The 17,368-nt window shown below is 67.4% G+C and carries 15 protein-coding genes and 1 other RNA gene; 7 read left to right on the top strand and 9 right to left on the bottom strand.

Features of this window, described 5'->3' with window-relative positions; all coding sequences use genetic code 11:
• The 3 genes from AC2W7M_RS06630 to AC2W7M_RS06620 form a co-directional block, all read right to left on the bottom strand.
• A partial coding sequence (locus AC2W7M_RS06630) for a DNA polymerase III subunit gamma/tau (RefSeq protein ID WP_486131073.1) occupies window positions 1–1,274 on the bottom strand: 1,274 nt, incomplete at its 3' end.
• 192 nt (window positions 1,275–1,466) lie between these two features.
• Window positions 1,467–1,565: signal recognition particle sRNA small type (ffs, locus tag AC2W7M_RS06625), an RNA gene on the bottom strand.
• A 46-nt stretch (window positions 1,566–1,611) separates the two neighbouring features.
• Window positions 1,612–2,247: a TetR/AcrR family transcriptional regulator gene (locus tag AC2W7M_RS06620; protein ID WP_486131071.1), complete on the bottom strand. Its 636-nt coding sequence runs from the start codon at window positions 2,245–2,247 to the stop codon at window positions 1,612–1,614.
• Between the two features lie 359 nt (window positions 2,248–2,606).
• On the opposite strand from AC2W7M_RS06620, the gene AC2W7M_RS06615 reads away from it, so the two are divergent.
• From AC2W7M_RS06615 to AC2W7M_RS06585, 7 genes are all read left to right on the top strand, one after another.
• The gene (locus AC2W7M_RS06615) at window positions 2,607–3,401 is read left to right on the top strand and encodes an ABC transporter ATP-binding protein (RefSeq protein WP_486131075.1); all 795 of its coding nucleotides are present in this window, start codon (window positions 2,607–2,609) and stop codon (window positions 3,399–3,401) included.
• Window positions 3,402–3,412: 11 nt separating this feature from the next.
• Window positions 3,413–5,353 carry an AMP-binding protein gene (locus AC2W7M_RS06610; protein WP_486131069.1) on the top strand — a complete coding sequence of 647 codons (1,941 nt, stop codon included), beginning with the start codon at window positions 3,413–3,415 and terminating at the stop codon, window positions 5,351–5,353.
• Between the two features lie 280 nt (window positions 5,354–5,633).
• Window positions 5,634–6,527 (top strand): branched-chain amino acid ABC transporter permease, encoded by an 894-nt coding sequence (locus AC2W7M_RS06605; RefSeq protein WP_121625019.1) that lies wholly within the window; start codon window positions 5,634–5,636, stop codon window positions 6,525–6,527.
• A gap of 4 nt (window positions 6,528–6,531) precedes the next feature.
• A complete protein-coding gene (locus AC2W7M_RS06600; RefSeq protein ID WP_486131067.1) occupies window positions 6,532–7,602 on the top strand; it encodes a branched-chain amino acid ABC transporter permease in 1,071 nt (356 codons plus the stop codon).
• Between the two features lie 71 nt (window positions 7,603–7,673).
• Entirely contained in the window at window positions 7,674–8,954 is a 1,281-nt protein-coding gene (locus tag AC2W7M_RS06595; protein ID WP_486131065.1) for an ABC transporter substrate-binding protein, read from the top strand.
• A gap of 185 nt (window positions 8,955–9,139) precedes the next feature.
• Window positions 9,140–9,979, top strand: a complete 840-nt coding sequence (locus AC2W7M_RS06590) for an ABC transporter ATP-binding protein (protein WP_486131063.1) — start codon at window positions 9,140–9,142, stop codon at window positions 9,977–9,979.
• A 349-nt stretch (window positions 9,980–10,328) separates the two neighbouring features.
• Window positions 10,329–11,573, top strand: a complete 1,245-nt coding sequence (locus AC2W7M_RS06585) for a phenylacetate--CoA ligase family protein (RefSeq protein WP_486131062.1) — start codon at window positions 10,329–10,331, stop codon at window positions 11,571–11,573.
• A 137-nt stretch (window positions 11,574–11,710) separates the two neighbouring features.
• Here AC2W7M_RS06585 and AC2W7M_RS06580 read toward each other — a convergent pair whose 3' ends face one another.
• The 6 genes from AC2W7M_RS06580 to gcvA form a co-directional block, all read right to left on the bottom strand.
• The gene (locus tag AC2W7M_RS06580) at window positions 11,711–12,181 is read right to left on the bottom strand and encodes a DUF2269 family protein (RefSeq protein WP_486131060.1); all 471 of its coding nucleotides are present in this window, start codon (window positions 12,179–12,181) and stop codon (window positions 11,711–11,713) included.
• Window positions 12,181–13,473 carry an SDR family oxidoreductase gene (locus tag AC2W7M_RS06575; RefSeq protein WP_486131058.1) on the bottom strand — a complete coding sequence of 431 codons (1,293 nt, stop codon included), beginning with the start codon at window positions 13,471–13,473 and terminating at the stop codon, window positions 12,181–12,183. The genes AC2W7M_RS06580 and AC2W7M_RS06575 overlap by 1 nt, the downstream gene beginning before the upstream one ends.
• Before the next feature lie 284 nt (window positions 13,474–13,757).
• A complete protein-coding gene (locus tag AC2W7M_RS06570) occupies window positions 13,758–14,642 on the bottom strand; it encodes an amidohydrolase family protein (protein ID WP_486131056.1) in 885 nt (294 codons plus the stop codon).
• On the bottom strand, window positions 14,525–15,004 hold the full coding sequence (locus tag AC2W7M_RS06565; RefSeq protein WP_486131054.1) for a hypothetical protein: 480 nt from the start codon (window positions 15,002–15,004) through the stop codon (window positions 14,525–14,527). Before AC2W7M_RS06565 ends, AC2W7M_RS06570 begins: the two co-directional genes overlap by 118 nt.
• Before the next feature lie 341 nt (window positions 15,005–15,345).
• On the bottom strand, window positions 15,346–15,711 hold the full coding sequence (locus AC2W7M_RS06560) for a Rieske (2Fe-2S) protein (protein WP_121625012.1): 366 nt from the start codon (window positions 15,709–15,711) through the stop codon (window positions 15,346–15,348).
• Between the two features lie 219 nt (window positions 15,712–15,930).
• Window positions 15,931–16,851: a transcriptional regulator GcvA gene (gene gcvA / locus AC2W7M_RS06555; RefSeq protein WP_486131052.1), complete on the bottom strand. Its 921-nt coding sequence runs from the start codon at window positions 16,849–16,851 to the stop codon at window positions 15,931–15,933.
• Between the last annotated feature and the right edge of the window lie 517 nt (window positions 16,852–17,368).

The raw sequence follows: 17,368 nt of genomic DNA, 5'->3' as shown, positions 1-17,368 counted from the left end.
GAGCCTCGCTCCCGCCGCTCCCCCTGGTCGCGCAATTGGCGCAGCGCCTCGTCGGGGGTGGGAAGGTCGGCGGCATAGCCGAGGCGCACCAGCACCATCTCCGCCGCCTGGGCGGGCTTGGGCGCCTGCTGCACCTCGCCGACGCCCTTGGTGAGCATCTGCCAGGCCCGCGCCAGCACCCGCATGGACAGGGCCTGCGCCATCTCGGCGCCGCGCAGGCGCTCGGCCTCCACCAGGGCCGCGTCCTCGGCGCTCTGCGGCACGATCTTGAGGCGGGTGACGAGGTGCGTGAATTCGGCGAGATCGGTGAGGATCACGGCGGGATCGGCGCCGGCGTCGTACTGGTCGCGGAACTCGCCCAGCGCGCGCGCCATCTCGCCCTTCATGAGCGCCTCGAACAGGTCGATGACGCGCCCCTTGTCGGCGAGGCCCAGCAGGCGCCGCACCTCTTCCGCACCCACCTTGCCGCCGCCATGGGCGATGGCCTGGTCGAGCAGGGAGAGCGAATCGCGCACCGAGCCTTCCGCCGCGCGCGCGACGATGGCGAGCGCCTCCGGCTCGATGGTCACGCCTTCCTTGGCGCAGATGCCCGAGAGGTGCGCGGCGAGTTCCCCCGCCTCCACGCGGCGCAGGTCGAAGCGCTGGCAGCGCGACAGCACCGTGACCGGCACCTTGCGGATCTCGGTGGTGGCGAAGATGAACTTCACATGCTCCGGCGGCTCCTCCAGCGTCTTCAGCAGCCCGTTGAAGGCCGCCGTGGAGAGCATGTGCACCTCGTCGATGATGTAGACCTTGTAGCGCGCCATCACCGGGCGGTAGCGCGCGCTCTCGATGATCTCGCGGATATCGTTGATGGAGGTGTTGGAGGCGGCGTCCATCTCCATCACGTCCACGTGGCGCGATTCGACGATGTCGCGGCAGTGGCGGCCGAAAGCGGAGAGGTCGAGCGTTGGCGCGCCCGGCGCGCCGTCCGCCGGCTCGTAATTGAGCGCGCGGGCGAGGATGCGGGCGGTGGTGGTCTTGCCCACCCCGCGCACGCCGGTGAGGATATAGGCTTGGGCGATGCGCCCCGAGGCGAAGGCGTTGCGCAGCGTGCGCACCATCGCCTCCTGGCCGATCAGGTCCTCGAAATTCTGCGGCCGGTACTTGCGGGCGAGCACGCGGTAGGGCGCAGGCGCGGCGGCCGGCGCGGGTCGCGCGGGCGCAGCTTCGGCGAGGCCGAGATCGAGGCCCGGCCCGGCCTCCTCATCGTCGCTGCGCTGCTGATCGCTCATCCTGCCGCCTTCGGGGCCGCCGATGGCCCTCCCCCATACATAGCATCGCGCACGCAGGCGTCGATGGTCGGGCGGGCAAATCCCCGTCGTCCACGGCCCCGGACGGCCATCCGGCATACCGCCGCGCGGCACGCCCTGCGGCGCGAATGGCACAGCGACGGGGCGCGGCAACTGGGCTCGCGAAGGGAATGGGGTGGGAGGCTGGACGAAGACCCGAGACCGGGCTCGTTGGGGCTGCTTCCTTCCGGACCTGACCCGGTTGGCGAGTGGCTCGTCCACCGCCAACCTCCCGGACCCTATATGGGCCGGCGGGCCGCGGATGGCAAGCGGCCGGCCCTCACACCAAAGCGCGGTGCCGCTCGGCGGCGGCCGGCAGGCCCTGCGGCCCGGTCACGCCGTCGATCACGAGGCCGGTATAGATGTCCACCAGCTGGTCCTGGCTGAGGCGTCCGCCGGGCCGGTACCACATGCAGATGCCGGTGAGCATGGAGATGATGGCGTAGGTGGCGACCTTCGGCTCGGCGATCTGGAACACCCCGGCCTGCGCCCCCTCGCGCAGCGTGTCCTCCAGAAGGTTCTCGTAGCGCCGGCGCAGCCCCACCACCATGGCCCGGTGGTCGTCGTCGAGGCTCCTGATCTCCATGTTGGCGATGAAGACGTGGGCCATGCGCTGCATGTGGTAGCGCAGATGGAAGGCCGAGAACGCCTTCAGGCGGGCCATGGGGTCGTCGATGCCGGCGAGGTCGGCTTCCGCCTTGGAGAGCAGGTCGGCCATGTGCTCGCGCACGATGTCGAACAGCAGGGTCTGCTTGTTGTCGAAATACTTGTAGAGCGAACCGGACTGAAGCCCCACCTCGGCCGCCAGCTGCCTGAGGCTCATGGCCTCGTAGCCATGCCGGTAGATGAGCTTCACGCCCGCCTGCCGGATGGCCTCGGCGGTCCGGGCGCCGTTTGATCCGATGGTGCGCGCCATGGCCTCTTCAGCGTCTGCCTCTCACTGTCCATCCCGGCCTTGCTGCGGCCCCGGGGTGGTGATTGGATTGCGCCGGAGCACAACCGTGCGTGGGATCGGAATGCCTTAGACTGAAGTCTGAGACGCCGCCATGCAAGGGCATCCTGCGACAAGAAATGCCGCTTGACCAGAATAAAAAAGAACGCTTGATTGTTTCCTGAAGCCCGACGTGACGATCGGGCAGGCGCCGAGCCAACGCGACACGCGGGGCGCCACATGGGGGGCGGCAAAGCCGAACCTCCGGGACACATAGGGAGGACGGCTTGAGCACCACGAACGTGGTTCCGCAGGCGCGTGCCGATGCGCACGCCATCCTGGACGTGGACAACATCTCCCTGCGATTCGGCGGCCTGAAGGCGCTCTCCGACGTGAGCTTCCACGTGAAGCCCGGCGAATTGTTCTCCATCATCGGCCCCAACGGCGCCGGCAAGACCTCCATGCTCAACTGCATCTCGGGCCGCTATTCGCCGACCGAGGGGCGGGTGCGCTTCGAGGGGCGCGACATCACCAAGCTCAAGCCCAACAAGCGCGCCGCCATCGGCATCGGCCGCACGTTCCAGAATCTCGCGCTGTTCAGCCACATGAGCGTGCTCGACAACATCATGGTCGGGCGCCACCATCTGCTGAAGAACAACTTCCTCTCCGGCGCGATCTACTGGATCGGCGGCGCCCAGAAGGAGGAGCTGGAGCACCGCAAGGCGGTCGAGAACGTCATCGACTTCCTCGAGATCCAGCACGTGCGCAAGGCCACCGCCGGCACGCTCTCCTACGGCCTCAGAAAGCGCGTGGAGCTCGCCCGCGCGGTGGCGCTGGAGCCGAAGATCATCCTTCTCGACGAGCCCATGGCGGGCATGAATCTCGAGGAGAAGGAGGACATGGCCCGCTACATCATCGACCTCAACGAGGAATGGGGCATGACCATCATCATGATCGAGCACGACATGGGGGTGGTGATGGACATCTCCCACCGGGTGATGGTGCTGGATTTCGGCCGCAAGATCGCGGAAGGCCTGCCGGCCGAGGTGCTCGCCAACGAGAATGTGCGCAAGGCCTATCTCGGCGAGGACGACCTGGAGATCGACGGCGAGCCCGTCCACGAAGACGAAGTGGCGTGAGGGCCAAGCACATGACCCTGCCCGACATCACCCGCTACGACACCCTGCCGAAGCTCCTGGAGCTGCACGCCGCCGAACATGGCGGCGACATCTGGCTGCGCGAGAAGGACCTCGGCATCTGGAACGCCTATACCTGGGGCGAGGTGGCGCGCCGCGTGAAGCACATCGCCCTCGGCCTCGCCGGCCTCGGCGTCGCCCGGGGCGACGTGGTGGCGCTGCTCGGCGACAACCGCCCGGAATGGCTGATGGGCGAGATCGCCGCCCATGCGCTCGGCGGTATGAGTCTGGGCATCTATCGCGACGCGCTCGCCGACGAGGTGGCCTATCTCATCACCTATGCGGACGTGGCCGTGGTGTTCGCCGAGGACGAGGAGCAGGTGGACAAGCTGCTCCAGCTCGAGGAGAAGATCCCCACCGTCCGCCACATCGTCTATTCCGACCCGCGCGGCATCCGCAAATACGACGACCCGCGTCTCGTTTCGCTGGAGAGCCTGGAGGAGCAGGGCCGCGCCCGCGATGCCGCAGCGCCCGCCGCCTATGCGGACATGGTGGCCGCCGGCAAGGGCGACGACGTCGCCATCCTGTGCACCACCTCGGGCACCACCTCCCACCCCAAGCTCGCCATGCTGACCGGCGGCGCGCTGCTGCGCCACTGCAAGGCTTACCTCCTCATGCGGACCCGCGCGCCCGACGACGAGTATGTCAGCGTGCTCCAGATGCCCTGGATCATGGAGCAGATCTACGCCTTCGGTCAGGCGCTCCTCTCCCGCATGAAGGTGAACTTCGTCGAGGAGCCGGAGACCATGATGGCCGACATGCGCGAGATCGGCCCCACCTTCGTGCTGTTCGCCCCGCGCGTGTGGGAGCAGATCGCCGCCGACGTGCGCGCCCGCATGATGGACGCCTCGGCATTGAAGCGCGCCATGTTCCATTTCGGCATGGCGCTGGGCCTCAAGGCGCTGGAGCGGGGCCGCCGCTCGGCCTTGGCGGACGTCCTCCTGTTCCGCGCCTTGCGCGACCGGCTGGGCTTCACCCGCCTGAAGTCGGCCGCCACCGGCGGCGCGGCGCTCGGGCCCGACACCTTCCGCTTCTTCCTCGCGCTCGGCGTGCCCATGCGCCAGCTCTACGGCCAGACCGAGCTGCTCGGCGCCTACACCCTGCACGAGGCGCAGGACGTGGATTTCGACACGGTGGGCGTGCCCATGGAGGGCGTCGAGATCCGCATCGACGATCCCGACAAGAACGGCCTCGGCGAGGTGGTGACGCGCCACCGCAACATGTTCACCGGCTATTTCCGCAACGACGCGGAGACCGCCAAGTCGTTCGACCCGGAGGGCTGGATGCGCACCGGCGACGCCGGCTTCTTCAACGACAAGGGCCACCTCGTGGTCATCGACCGCGTGCGCGACATGGCGCAGACCGCGCACGGCGACCGCTTCTCGCCGCAATACATCGAGAACAAGCTGAAGTTCTCGCCTTATGTGGCCGAGGCGGTGATCCTCGGCGACGGGCGCGACAGCCTCGCCGCCATCATCTGCATCCGCTTCTCCATCGTCTCCAAGTGGGCCGAGAAGCAGCGCATCGCCTTCACCACCTACACCGACCTGTCCTCCAAGCCGGAGGTCATCGCCCTCCTGCGCAAGGAGGTGGAGGAGGTGAACAAGACGCTGGCCGCGAAGCAGCGCATCTCCCGCTTCCTGCTGCTCTACAAGGAGCTGGACGCGGACGACGGCGAGCTGACTCGCACCCGCAAGGTCCGCCGCGGCGTCATCAACGAGCGCTACGGCACCATCATCGACGCCATGTATGCGGGCGAGAAGGTGATCGACGTGGACACCACCATCACCTTCCAGGACGGCACCAAGCAGCGCATCAAGACCAAGCTCGACGTTGTCGAGCTGGACACCCGCGCCGGCACCGCCGCCACCGAAGCCAAAAGGAGGGCGGCGTGATGGCGGCCTACGTGTCCGCCGCGCCCCGGACCAGCGACGGCGCAGCCGGAGCGCCGATCCGGGGCCCAGGAGAAGAGTCGGCGAAGCCGGCTCTTGCTGCCTACGCCCCTGATCGCGCCGCCTTCGGCGACCTTTTGCGCGGGGCCCCGGCTCTCCTTCCGCTGCCGCTTCAGTCGGCCGGGGCGCGCGGTTCCGCTTGCGCCTCCCCACCCCTCACCCCCGCCCCCTCTCCCGCAAGGGGAGAGGCGAGCGGCGTCGTGCCCTTCCCGGAGCCCCGCTGATGCAGTCCCAGCTCCTCGTCCAGCTCATCATCAACGGGCTCATCATCGGCACGCTCTACGGCGTGGTCGGCATGTGCTTCGTGCTCATCTACAAGGCCAGCCAGGTGGTGAACTTCGCCCAGGGCGAGTTCCTGCTGATCGGCGCGTGGGTGTGCTGGTGGCTTCTGACCGCCTGGGACATTCCCTTCTTCTGGGGCTTCCTGATCGCCATCGCCTTCATGATGGTGTTCGGCATCCTGGTGCAGATGGTGGTGCTGCGGCCGCTGATCGGCGAGCCCATCATCTCCGTCATCATGGTGACGATCGGCCTGTCCATCTTCTTCCAGGCGCTGATGAAGTGGATGTTCGGCACCTTCGCCCAGCCGTTCCCGCCCATCTTCCCGGTGGCGCAGGTCAATATCCTCGGGCTCCAGGTGCAGACCGCCTATTTGATGTCCACCGGGGTGAGCCTTGCCATCATGGCCGGCTTCGCCTGGTTCTTTAAGTATTCGAAGATGGGCCTCGCCATGCGGGCCACCGCCTTCTCCCAGCAGGTGGCGCAGTCGCTCGGCATCTCCGTGCGCCAGGTGTTCGCGCTGTCCTGGGGCATCTCGGCGGCGGTCTCGGCGGTCGCCGGCGTGGTGGTGGGCATCGTCAACGGCGTGTCCTCCGCCCTCTCCTTCTTCGGCATCAAGGTGTTCCCGGCGGTGATCCTCGGCGGCCTCGACAGCGTGTTCGGCGCGGTGGTGGGCGGCCTCATCGTCGGCCTCCTGGAGAACCTCGCCCAGTTCGTGGACAGCCAGTATCTCAAGTGGGGCAACCTCTACGAGATCGCGCCCTTCTACGCCCTGATCCTGATCCTGATGATCAAGCCCTACGGGCTGTTCGGCACCCGCGACATCGAGAGGGTCTGAGACCATGGCCATGACCTCCATGCGTCCGTGCGGCGACTACCGCACCAGCTACCAGGCCGACCAGACGATCTTCTCGACCCGCCTGACGCTGATCCTGATCGTGGCGGCGATCGTCGCCCTGTGCTTCGCGCCGATGTTCCTGTCGCGCTACGTGCTGAGCCTGATGATCCAGATCGGCTATCTCGGCATCGCCGCCTTGGGGCTGAACATCCTGGTCGGCTTCTCGGGGCAGATCTCCATCGGCCACGCCGTGTTCTTCGGCTTCGGCGGCTTCGCCTCGGCCTATCTCGCCAACAAGGGCGTGCCGGTGCCGCTGGCCATCGTGCTGGCGGGGCTGTGGACCACCATCGTCGGCCTCATCTTCGGCCTGCCGGCGGCACGGGTGAAGGGGCTCTACCTCGCCATCGCGACGCTGGCCGCGCAGTTCATCCTGCAGGACTTCTTCGTGCGCGCCGAATGGTTCACTGGCGGCACCCACGGCGCCATGGCGCCGCCGTTCGAGTTGTTCGGCTACGACCTCTCCGGCGACACGCGCTACTTCTATGTGGTGCTGTTCTTCGTGGTGGTGATGTATCTCGGCGCCACCAACCTGATGCGCACCCGCGACGGGCGGGCGCTGATCGCGGTGCGCGACCACTATCTCTCCGCCGAGATGATGGGCGTGAACCTGACGAAGTACCGCACCATGGCGTTCGGCATCTCGTCCTTCTACGCCGGCATCGGCGGCGCACTCTATGCCCACTATATCGGCTTCATGTCGGTGGAGGGGCTCGACATCCTGTTCTCGATCCAGTTCCTCGGCATGATCATCATCGGCGGGCTCGGCTCCATCATGGGCTCGCTCATGGGCACCATCTTCATGGTGCTGCTGCCGGAACTGACGGGCATGCTGGCGAGCGCGCTCCAGGGCAGCACCATCGACCAGGTGCTGCACCTGAAGGACGGCATCACCTACATGCGCGAGATGCTGATCGGTGCCACCATCATCCTGTTCCTGATCTTCGAGCCGGACGGCCTCGCGCACCGCTGGCGGCTGATCAAGGCCTACTGGAAGCTCTACCCGTTCTCGTACTGACCCGTAGACCACCCCGGCGAAGGCGGCAGGAAGACCTCCCCGCCCCAAGAGGATCAACCAAGGAGACGCACATGAAGAAGATCGCGTTGTCCGTCGTGTCGGCGCTGGCGATCGCCGCCGCCGGCCCGGCCGCCGCCCAGACCATCAATATCGGCCATCTCGCCGACTATTCGGGCGGCACCTCGGACGTGGGCCAGCCCTACGGCCAGGGCATCCAGGACACCATCGCCTGGATCAACGCCAATGGCGGCGTGAACGGCAAGAAGATCAATTCCGACTTCAACGAATACGGCTACCAGGTGCCGCGCGCGCTGGCCGCCTTCAAGAAGTGGGTGGGCACCGACAAGGTGGTCGCCATCCAGGGCTGGGGCACCGCCGACACCGAGGCGCTGGTCGCCATGGTGACCAAGGAGGAGGTGCCGTACTTCTCCGCCTCCTACTCGGCCTCGCTCACCGACCCCAAGGGCAAGGTGAACGAGAAGAGCGAGCGCGCCGCGCCGTTCAACTTCTTCTATGGCCCGTCTTATTCCGACGCGGCCCGCGCCATGGTGCAGTTCGCCGCCGACGACTGGAAGAAGAAGGGCAAGCCGGGCAAGCCCAAGTGGGTGCACATGGGCGCCAACCACCCGTTCCCGAACTCGCCCAAGGCGGCGGCCGAGGCCTATGCCAAGGAGCTGGGCTTCGAGGTGCTCGACCCGATCACCTTCGCGCTGACCCCGGGTGACTACACGCCCCAGTGCCTGACGCTGAAGCAGTCCGGCGCCAACTACGCCTATCTCGGCAACACCGCCGGCTCCAATATCTCGGTGCTGAAGGCCTGCAAGACCGCCGGCGTGGACGTGCAGTTCTTCGGCAACGTCTGGGGCATGGACGAGAATGCCGCCAAGGCGGCGGGGGATGCCGCCAACGGCGTCGTGTTCCCGGTGCGCACCGCCGTCACCTGGTCCGGCAACGCACCCGGTCTCGCCACCATGAAGGAGATCTCCAAGACCTCCGACCCGTCCGGCACCGCCTACCGGCCGGTGCACTATCTCGCCGCCATCTGCACCGCCCTCTACATGAAGGAGGCCATGGAGTGGGCGGACAAGAACGGCGGCGTCAGCGGCGTGAAGATCCGCGACGGCATGTACCAGAAGAAGGACTGGGTGCCGAAGGGCACCGAGGGCGTGTGCAAGCCGTCCACCTGGACCGCCACCGACCACCGCCCCACCACCAGCGTGGACCTCTACCGCGCCGTGGTGAACGGCCCCACCGACGCCTCGGTGGCCGAACTGGTGAAGAGCGGCGTGATCAAGCTGGACAAGGTCGCCACCATCGACCTGCCCCGCAAAACCGAGCTGCAGGGCTGGTGAGAAACGCGGCGGGGCGGGCCTCGGCCCGCCTCCCCTAGCGACGTCGTCCTCCGGCTCGACCGGAGGACCCATATCTGCGCCGGTCCATGCCGGACCGGCGGGTGGATGCTCCGGTCAAGCCGGAGCATGACGGTGACAATGGCTGCGCCGGCCTGACGCGCGGGCCGAGACGTGAGGAGACCGCCATGGCCGAGGCCGCACTGAAGATCGATCCCGCCGCCGAGGCGGCGCCGCAGACGCTGCTGGCGGTGGACAATATCGAGGTGGTCTATAACGACGTGATCCTCGTCCTGCGCGGGCTGTCGCTGAAGGTGCCGCAGGGCCAGGTGGTGGCGCTGCTCGGCTCCAACGGCGCCGGCAAGTCGACCACGCTGAAGGCCATTTCCGGGCTGCTCAAGTCCGAGGACGGCGAGATCACGCGCGGCGACATCACCTTCGCCGGCGAGAAGATCAATGGCATCGAACCGGACAAGATCGTGCGGCGCGGCATCTTCCAGGTGATGGAGGGCCGCCGCATCATCGCCGACATGACGGTGCTGGAAAACCTGCGCCTCGGCGCCTTCACCCGGCGCGACAACGAGGTGAAGAGCGACATCGAGCGCGTCTACGACTATTTCCCGCGCCTGCGGGAGCGCACCGGCCTTGCCGGCTACCTCTCCGGCGGCGAGCAGCAGATGCTGGCCATCGGCCGCGCCATGATGGCGCGTCCCAAGCTGATCCTCATGGACGAACCCTCCATGGGCCTGTCGCCGCTCTTGGTGAAGGAGGTGTTCGCCATCATCCGCAAGCTCAACCGCGACCTCGGCGTCACCATCCTCCTGGTGGAGCAGAATGCGCGCGTGGCGCTCTCGGTGGCGGACTACGGCTACATCATGGAGCAGGGCAAGATCGTGCTGGACGGCACGGCGGCGGCGCTCCAGTCGAACGAGGACGTGAAGGAATTCTATCTCGGCCAGGGCGGCGGCGAGGAGCGCAAGTCCTTCAAGAACCTCAAGAGCTTCAAGCGCCGCAAAAGATGGCTGTAGCGTGATCGCAGGCGCCGTTCCCCGGACCAGCGACGGCGCAGCCGGAGCGCCGATCCGGCAAAGGCGTCGGGGGGCGATCCGGTCTGCACATCCATGCTGCCGCGCACGCTCCAGGAGTTGCCGTCATCGCCCGGCTTGTCCGGGCGATCCGCCGGCGGCCCGGCTGGCATGTGGATTTGAAGCGCGCCGACACGGATGAGTGGATGCCCCGGACGAGCCGGGGCATGACGACCTCGGAAACCGTCACCTCTGCGCCCCGGCTCTCCTTCCGCCCGGCTCCGGCGGGCCGGGCGCGCGACGGGTGAGGGACCGGGACATCGATCGCCAGCTCAAGCACACGGACCCGACCATGACCGATCCGAACCGCCACTACGACGCCAGCGAGACCCGCGCCCCCGAGGCGCGCGAGGCCGCGCTGATGGCGGCGCTGCCCGCCCAGGTCGCCCACGCCAAGGCGAAGTCGGCTTTCTTCGGCGCCCTGTTCAAGGACGTGGACCCCGCCGCCGTGACCTCGCGCGCGGCGCTGGCGCGGCTGCCCGTCACCCGCAAGTCGGACCTTCTGGAGATCCAGCCGAAAAGCCTGCCCTTCGGCGGCCTCAACGCGGTGGCGCCGGGCAAGCTCGCGCGCATCTTCATGTCGCCCGGCCCGATCTACGATCCGGAGGGCCACGGCCCCGATTTCTGGCGCTTCGCCCGCGGCCTGTTCGCGGCGGGCTTCCGGGCCGGCGACATCGTCCACAATTCCTTCTCCTACCACCTCACCCCGGCGGGCTCGATGATCGAGAGCGGCGCCCATGCGCTCGGCTGCGCGGTGGTGCCGGCGGGTGTCGGCCAGACCGACCTGCAATTGCGCGCCATCGCCGACATCCGCCCGCAGGGCTATGGCGGCACGCCTTCCTTCCTCAAGATCCTGGTGGACAAGGCGCGCGAGACCGGCACCGACATCTCCTCGCTCAAGAAGGCGCTGGTAACGGGCGAAGCCTTCCTGCCGCCGCACCGGGCCGAGCTGAAGGCCGCCGGCATCACGGCGCGCCAGTGCTACGGCACCGCCGATCTCGGCCTCGTCGCTTATGAGAGCGAGGCCGAGGAGGGCATGATCGTCGAGGAGGGCTGCCTGGTTGAAATCCTGCGCCCCGGCACCGGCGACCCGGTGGAGGCGGAGGGCGAGGTCGGCGAGGTGGTGGTGACGCTGTTCGACGCGGACTATCCCCTCATCCGCTTCGCCACCGGCGACCTCTCGGCGGTTCTGCCGGGCCTGAGCCCCTGCGGCCGGACGAACATGCGCCTCAAGGGCTGGATGGGCCGCGCCGACCAGGTGACAAAAATCCGCGGCATGTTCGTGCACCCGGTGCAGGTGACGGCGGCGGTGAAGAAGCACCCGGCGGTGGCCAAGGCGCGCCTCGTGGTGGACCGCATTGGCGACCAGGACGACATGCTGCTGGAGATCGAGGTGGCGGACGCCGCCGCCGTGTCCCAGGAGGCGCTGCTGGACGATCTGCGCGCCGCCACCAAGCTGCGCGGGCGCCTCGCTTTGCTCGCCCCCGGCACCCTGCCGGCGGACGCCAAGACCATCGAGGACCGCCGCCCGGTGTGAGCGGCCGGCCCCTTGGGGGTCGACGAGCGGCCCTTGCCCATTTTAGCCGTCATCCCCCGGCTTTTGTTCACCAGGACCGACAAGTCCTCGCGGGGGCTATCTAAAGAGGCGTGCTCAGCAGGCCGCCCATTGCAGGCTTAGAAGGCGGGCTTGACCACCATCAGCCATACGATGCCCAAGGCCGCAGCAAATGCCGGGAAACCCAATACGAACCATAGTTTGAACAGGCGGAAATACCGCTCAGACAATGGCTCGCCGGTGGCGGCGGCTTGAAGTGCCAGGTCCCGCAGGCGGATTTGGATCCACACAACCGGCAGCCAGCACAGGCCGGTGACGACATAGAGAATGAGGCTTAGCCCGATCCATCCCGAGAACAGCGGATAGCCGACCAAGTGGGCCAGGGACGCGCCGGTGATGGGCTGCAGGATCATCGCCGAGGCTGTGAATACCGTATCGGCCAGCACTACGATCTTGGCGGTATGGCCGATCAATGCTGGATCGCGTGTGCGATGAGCCATCAGCATGAAAAAGGCGATGCCGGCTCCCGTGCCAAGCAGCACCGTCGCGCCAACCACGTGCGCGATCTTCAGCAGGGCGTGGAGGTCCATCAGCGTTCGTCCAGCGTGGCCAAGGCCGCCAGGGCCAGGAAAGCGGCGGGAATGCTCTTGAGCAGTGGCCCCATTGGATCGAGCCACAGATCGGGGCGCACCAGGGCGCCGCCAAGCAGATAGCCGACTGTGACCAACAACATGCCCTGCAAGGCCCGGGCGGCGGTCGGTCGCCAGATCAGCAGCAGGGCCAGGGCGATGTCGACCAAACTGCCTCCGATCACCGCACCTGTCGCCAGTCCCGCGTCCATGCCGGAGGCGGTCAGGATGGCTATGGCGTCCTTCAATCCAACCGTCAGGCCGATCAACCCCGACAGTAGCCAGAAGGCGAACAGGCAGGTGAGGATGGCGGGCTTGGCGAAATAGGCGCGGGCGAACCAGCGCTCTTGAACGCCCGAGGGGGCGGCGGCCAGCAGGGCGTCGAAGGATCGTGGGACCCATCCCAGGCGCGCGGCGTCTTCCGTCCGCCCGCGAACGCCCATCTGCAGTTGCTCCAATGCGGCGGTGCGCATTGGGCTGCGCCAGCCCAGCCAGGCCAAGGCGTCGCTAGCGGCGGCGGTCGCGCGGGCCAGACGCAGCGGCAGGCGGATCGTCCGTACTGGCCGCAGCCCCAGCCAGCCGCGCAGTCGGCCGACAAGGTCGATCAGGGTCAGCGCCTCGCCGTGGACGAGGTCTAGGCTGGTGCGCGTCGGCGCGTCCGGGGCCAGGCAGCGGGCGACCGCGACCGCGAGATCCTCGGCACCGATCGTCTGGACAAGGCTGTCGCCGAAGACCACGGGGCTGGCGCCGGGAAATCCGGCCAGGCCGCGCAACAAGGCCGTACCGCCATAGGCTGCCGGGGCGAACACGAGACCTGGGCGCAGGATGATCCACTCCAGCGAGCTTTGAGCCAGAAGAGTCTCGGCCTCCAGCTTGGTGGCGTTGAACGCAGTCCTCCGCCCTGGCTCAACCCCTGCTGCCGAGATATGCACGAGACGGCGGACGCCGATCTCCTCGCAAGCCTTGGCCAAGCGACGAACCCCTTCGACATGGACCGCCCTCAGGTCGTCGCGGGGACTGTCCTGCAAGGCGCCGGCGCAGTTGACCACAGCCTCGGTGTCGGCGAGCAGGATGGCCCAATCGGCGACCGTGGCTTTGGCCAGATCGGCGCGCTTCCACTCCAAGGCGGGGAAGCGACGGCGGGCCGCGTCGATGTCGCGACCAACGCCGACGACCACATGACCGTCGGCCGCTAATCGGGCGGCCACATATGAACCGATGAGCCCATAGGCCCCGACAATGGCAATGCGCATCGACGACGCTTAGCGTCTCAGCCGTGGAGGGGGAAGCGTCACCATCGGTCGCCCGCCCGTCGGCGATCCAACCCGAACAGTCGACCACCATGACAGCTTCAGGCGCCAGCGGTGGCCGTTGCCCCGCGTCGGTGTATCCCCATCATCCCCCGGCTTGTCCGGGGCATCCACCGCGCCGCGCGCGCGGCCCCCCGCTTGCGCGCGCAGCAGGCGATCCAAATGGATGCCCCGGGACAAGCCCGGGGCATGACGCAGGTTAAGCCGGCCGCCGCGTTTCGGCCGGCCTACTTCGCCGGCGCCATCGCGCCCGCCGCCGGAGCCTGCGCCGGGAAGCGGTCGGAGATGTCCAGGTTGAAGATGCGCTTGGCGTTGAGGCCGAGGATGTTGCGCTTCGACTGCTCGGAGAGGAACTTCAGGTCCCAGATGGTGCTCGGCAGGTCCATGTCCCAATGGGGATAGTCGGACGAATAGAGCAATTGCGTATCCGCATTGATCATCTTGAAGGTGAGTTCCAGCGCCTCCATGTTGTTCACCATCTCCATCGGCTGGGTGGTGTAGTACATCTCGCGCATATAGTCGCTCGGCAGACGCTTCAGCGAAGGCGCCTCGGAGGTGCGCATGCGGAAATCGTTGTCGAGCCGCTGCATCAGCCACGGCACCCAGGCGAGGCCGGATTCGATCCAGATCACCTTGAGCTTCGGGAAGCGCTCGGGCAGGCCGTTGATCACCCAGTTGGCGCAGTGCACCGCGTTGAAGAAGGTGAAGCCCACCGCATGGGCGGTGATGAAGCGGTTGGTGAGCGAGACCAGCTGGTCGTTCCAGTGGTAGGAGGCGTGGAAGGAGAGCGGCAGGCCCATCTCCTCCAGCAGCGCGTAGGTCTTCATATAGGCGTTGTCATAGACCGGCTTGTAGCGGGTCGAGACCACCATGAAGCCGATCACGCCTTCCTTGTGGCCGAACTCCTTCACCATCCGGTAGGTGGCCTCGGGGTCGTTGAACGGCAGATAGAGCATGGTCTTCAGCCGCTTGCAGGTGGGCGTGACATTGTCCGTCAGCCAGCGATTGTAGGCCCGCGCCATGCCCACCTCGACCTCGTGCTGCGGGTGCAGGCCGAGGAACAGCATGGGGGTGGGGAACAGGCAGGCATAGTCGACGCTGAGCGCATCCATCCAGCGCAGCGTCTGCTCCACCTCGCGCGGGCGCCGGTGAGATCGATCTTCTCGTGCTTGCGCTCCATGTAGCGCGTCACCCGACCGCCGCCGTCCTGGTAGCCCGGCTGGTCCACCAGCACCGAGGTCGCGCCCTTGTAGGCGTAGGTGTTGATGGCGAGCTGCTTGAGCGCCGGGTCCTCGATGTATTCGAGGATCTCCGCGAGATTGTCGGTCTCGTAGTGATGCGAATCCACGTCCACCACGAGGACGTCGTCGAGCCCGCGGACATCGGCCTGGGCGCGGGCATTGGCGAGGTGCTCCCCGGTGTGGAAGCCCTCGATGTTCATGTCGTAAGCGGGGGTGCTGGAGCGGAAATGCATGGCTGAAATTCCTTGCCGTGTGCTCAGCGGGTGCCCGACCAGGACTGCCACATGCCGAGCTCGAAGATTTCGAGGTTCGAGGCCTTCATCATCGCCGAGACGGTGACGAGAACGGCCGTGGCGCTCACCGCGCCGCCGTCGCCGAGCACCTGGACCCGGTTCCCGCCATCGAACTTGGCGCCGCAGACCTGGACCAGGAGCGTCGCGAGCTCGTTCAGCGCGCCTTCGGGGAAGTCGGCGCCGCGTCGCCGGCCGCCGCCGCCCGAAGCTGGTCGACCAGGCGGGCGATGTCCGCCTCGGACAGGGGGGCGGGAGCGGGCGGCATGGCGGGGCGGGCCAGTTCAGACGATGACATAGACATTGGCGTCCCTCTCCACGGCGGTGAAGCGGCGCAGGCCCACGGCGCCGTCGCCCGCGCACTTGCCGGTCTCGATGTCGAATTCCCAGCCGTGCCAGGGGCAGACGATGTGCAGCACGTCCTCGTTGAAGCGCATGCCCTGGTAGGTGTGGTCCTCGGCGATGATCTCCTCCACCTTGTGGATCATCAGCCCGGCGCAGACCGGCCCGCCCTGGTGCGGGCACAGGTTGAGGAAAGCGTGCAGCTTGCCCTTGGCGCGGATCACGCCGATCTCGTGCTTTCCGGCGCGCACCGTGGCGCGGCCGCCCTCCGGCAGCTGGTCGGACGTGGTGACGAACACCTCGGGCATCGTTTGCTCCGCTCGCATCTTCTTGACGGGCTATGGGTGCGCGATCGCCGGATTTCGCGCCAACGATGATTTCTGAAACGGGCGCTGAGCAAAATTCAGCGAGAGATCAAGGTGTTGAAATTCATTTGGAATTCGTCGAAGAAGCCCGAAGGGTGGCCACGACCGGTCCATAGCCGGGCGGCATCTCCACGGCGGCGGGCATGAAGCGAGGCGCCGGCCTCACGCACTCAGGGTGCGGGGCGCCGGCGCCTCGTTGAGGCGCTCCAGCAGCCAGCCGCGGAAGGTCGCGACCTTGTTGACGCCGGCATTGGCGTGGGGCGTGACGAGATAATAGCTGAAGGCCGAGCGCGCCCTGAGGCCGAACGGCTCCACCAGCCGCCCGCTTTCCAGATCGGGACCCACGACCCCCGAGCGGCCGAGGATGACCCCGAGCCCGTCGATGGCGGCGTGGAGCGAGGTGATCATGTAGTCGCAGGCGATCTCGGACTGGAATTCGAGCCCCGGCACGTCCGCCGCCTCCAGCCAGAACGGCCATTCGTCGCGCAGGATCAGGGACGAGGTGCGGATCACCGTGTGCGCGGCGAGGTCGGCGGGCTCGCGCAGCCGCGGTCCCTTGGCGAACAGGCGCGGGCTGCACACCGGGAACACCTCCTCGGTGCCGAGCTTGTCCACGCTCACGCCGGCCCAGTCGCCGGCGCCGTGCCAGATGGCGACGTCGAAATCGTAGTTCTGCGCATTCTCGAACCATTGCGTGGTGCGCAGGCGCAGGGAAATGGACGGGTAGAGCGCGCGGAAATCGTGCAGATGCGGCAGCAGGCGCTTGATGGCGAAGGTGCCGAGGCACTGCACGGTGAGCACCCGCTCGTCGGAATTGTCGGCCGCGCGGTTGGTGGCCGAGGAAATCTCGACGATGGCGGAGCGCACCGAGCTGAGATAGGCCTCGGCCGTGCGCGTCAGGGTCAGGGCATTGTTGTTGCGGATGAACAACCGTGCGCCGAGGGTCTCCTCCAGATTGCGGATCTGGTGGCTGATGGCGGTCGGCGTCAGGTTCAGCTCCACGCCTGCGCGGGTGAAGCTGAGATGCCGGGCCGCAGCCTCGAAGGCCCTCAGGCTCATCATGGACGGAAAGCGTGTCCGCATCCTCGGCGCCGGCTCCCTGGACCTCGTTCTTAGGAATTTGATTAATATCAAGAATGAGGAGGTCACGAGGTCGCAGTCAAGGAAGCTCGGGCCTGCCTTGCGCTCCGGCCGGACGCCGCATCAGCGCCCCGAACGCCGGCGTAACGTCATGAAATCACTTGCGTTGGGACGGCGCGGGCGCGCCGGCACCGCCGCTGACGCCGGATCGGGCGCTGGCTAGAATAATCATCGTGGTATCGATGAATTTATTTCAGTTGACGCCGCCCGGGACTTCGGATGCGGAGCGGCACATCTTGCGCCCGGCTGCCTGGCAGGGGGGAAGACCGCGCCGGCATCACGGGCGGGCCGTCTCTTGCTGCGGCTCGCAGGCTAGCGTCCGGATATCCCCCTGGCAAGGGATGCGGGCAGATACCCCGACCCAATGGGGGCGTGCGCTTCGCCTCTCTCCCCGACCCGCCGCCGCGGCCGCCCGGCGGAACGGGCGCCGCCCTCGCTCCGGCCACCCTCCGGCGGGACC

The sequence above is a fragment of the Xanthobacter sp. BG11Y11_SDJG genome (assembly GCF_057364445.1).
The sequence above is the reverse complement of the archived record's forward strand: the minus strand, read 5'-3'. Positions and strand labels throughout refer to the sequence as shown.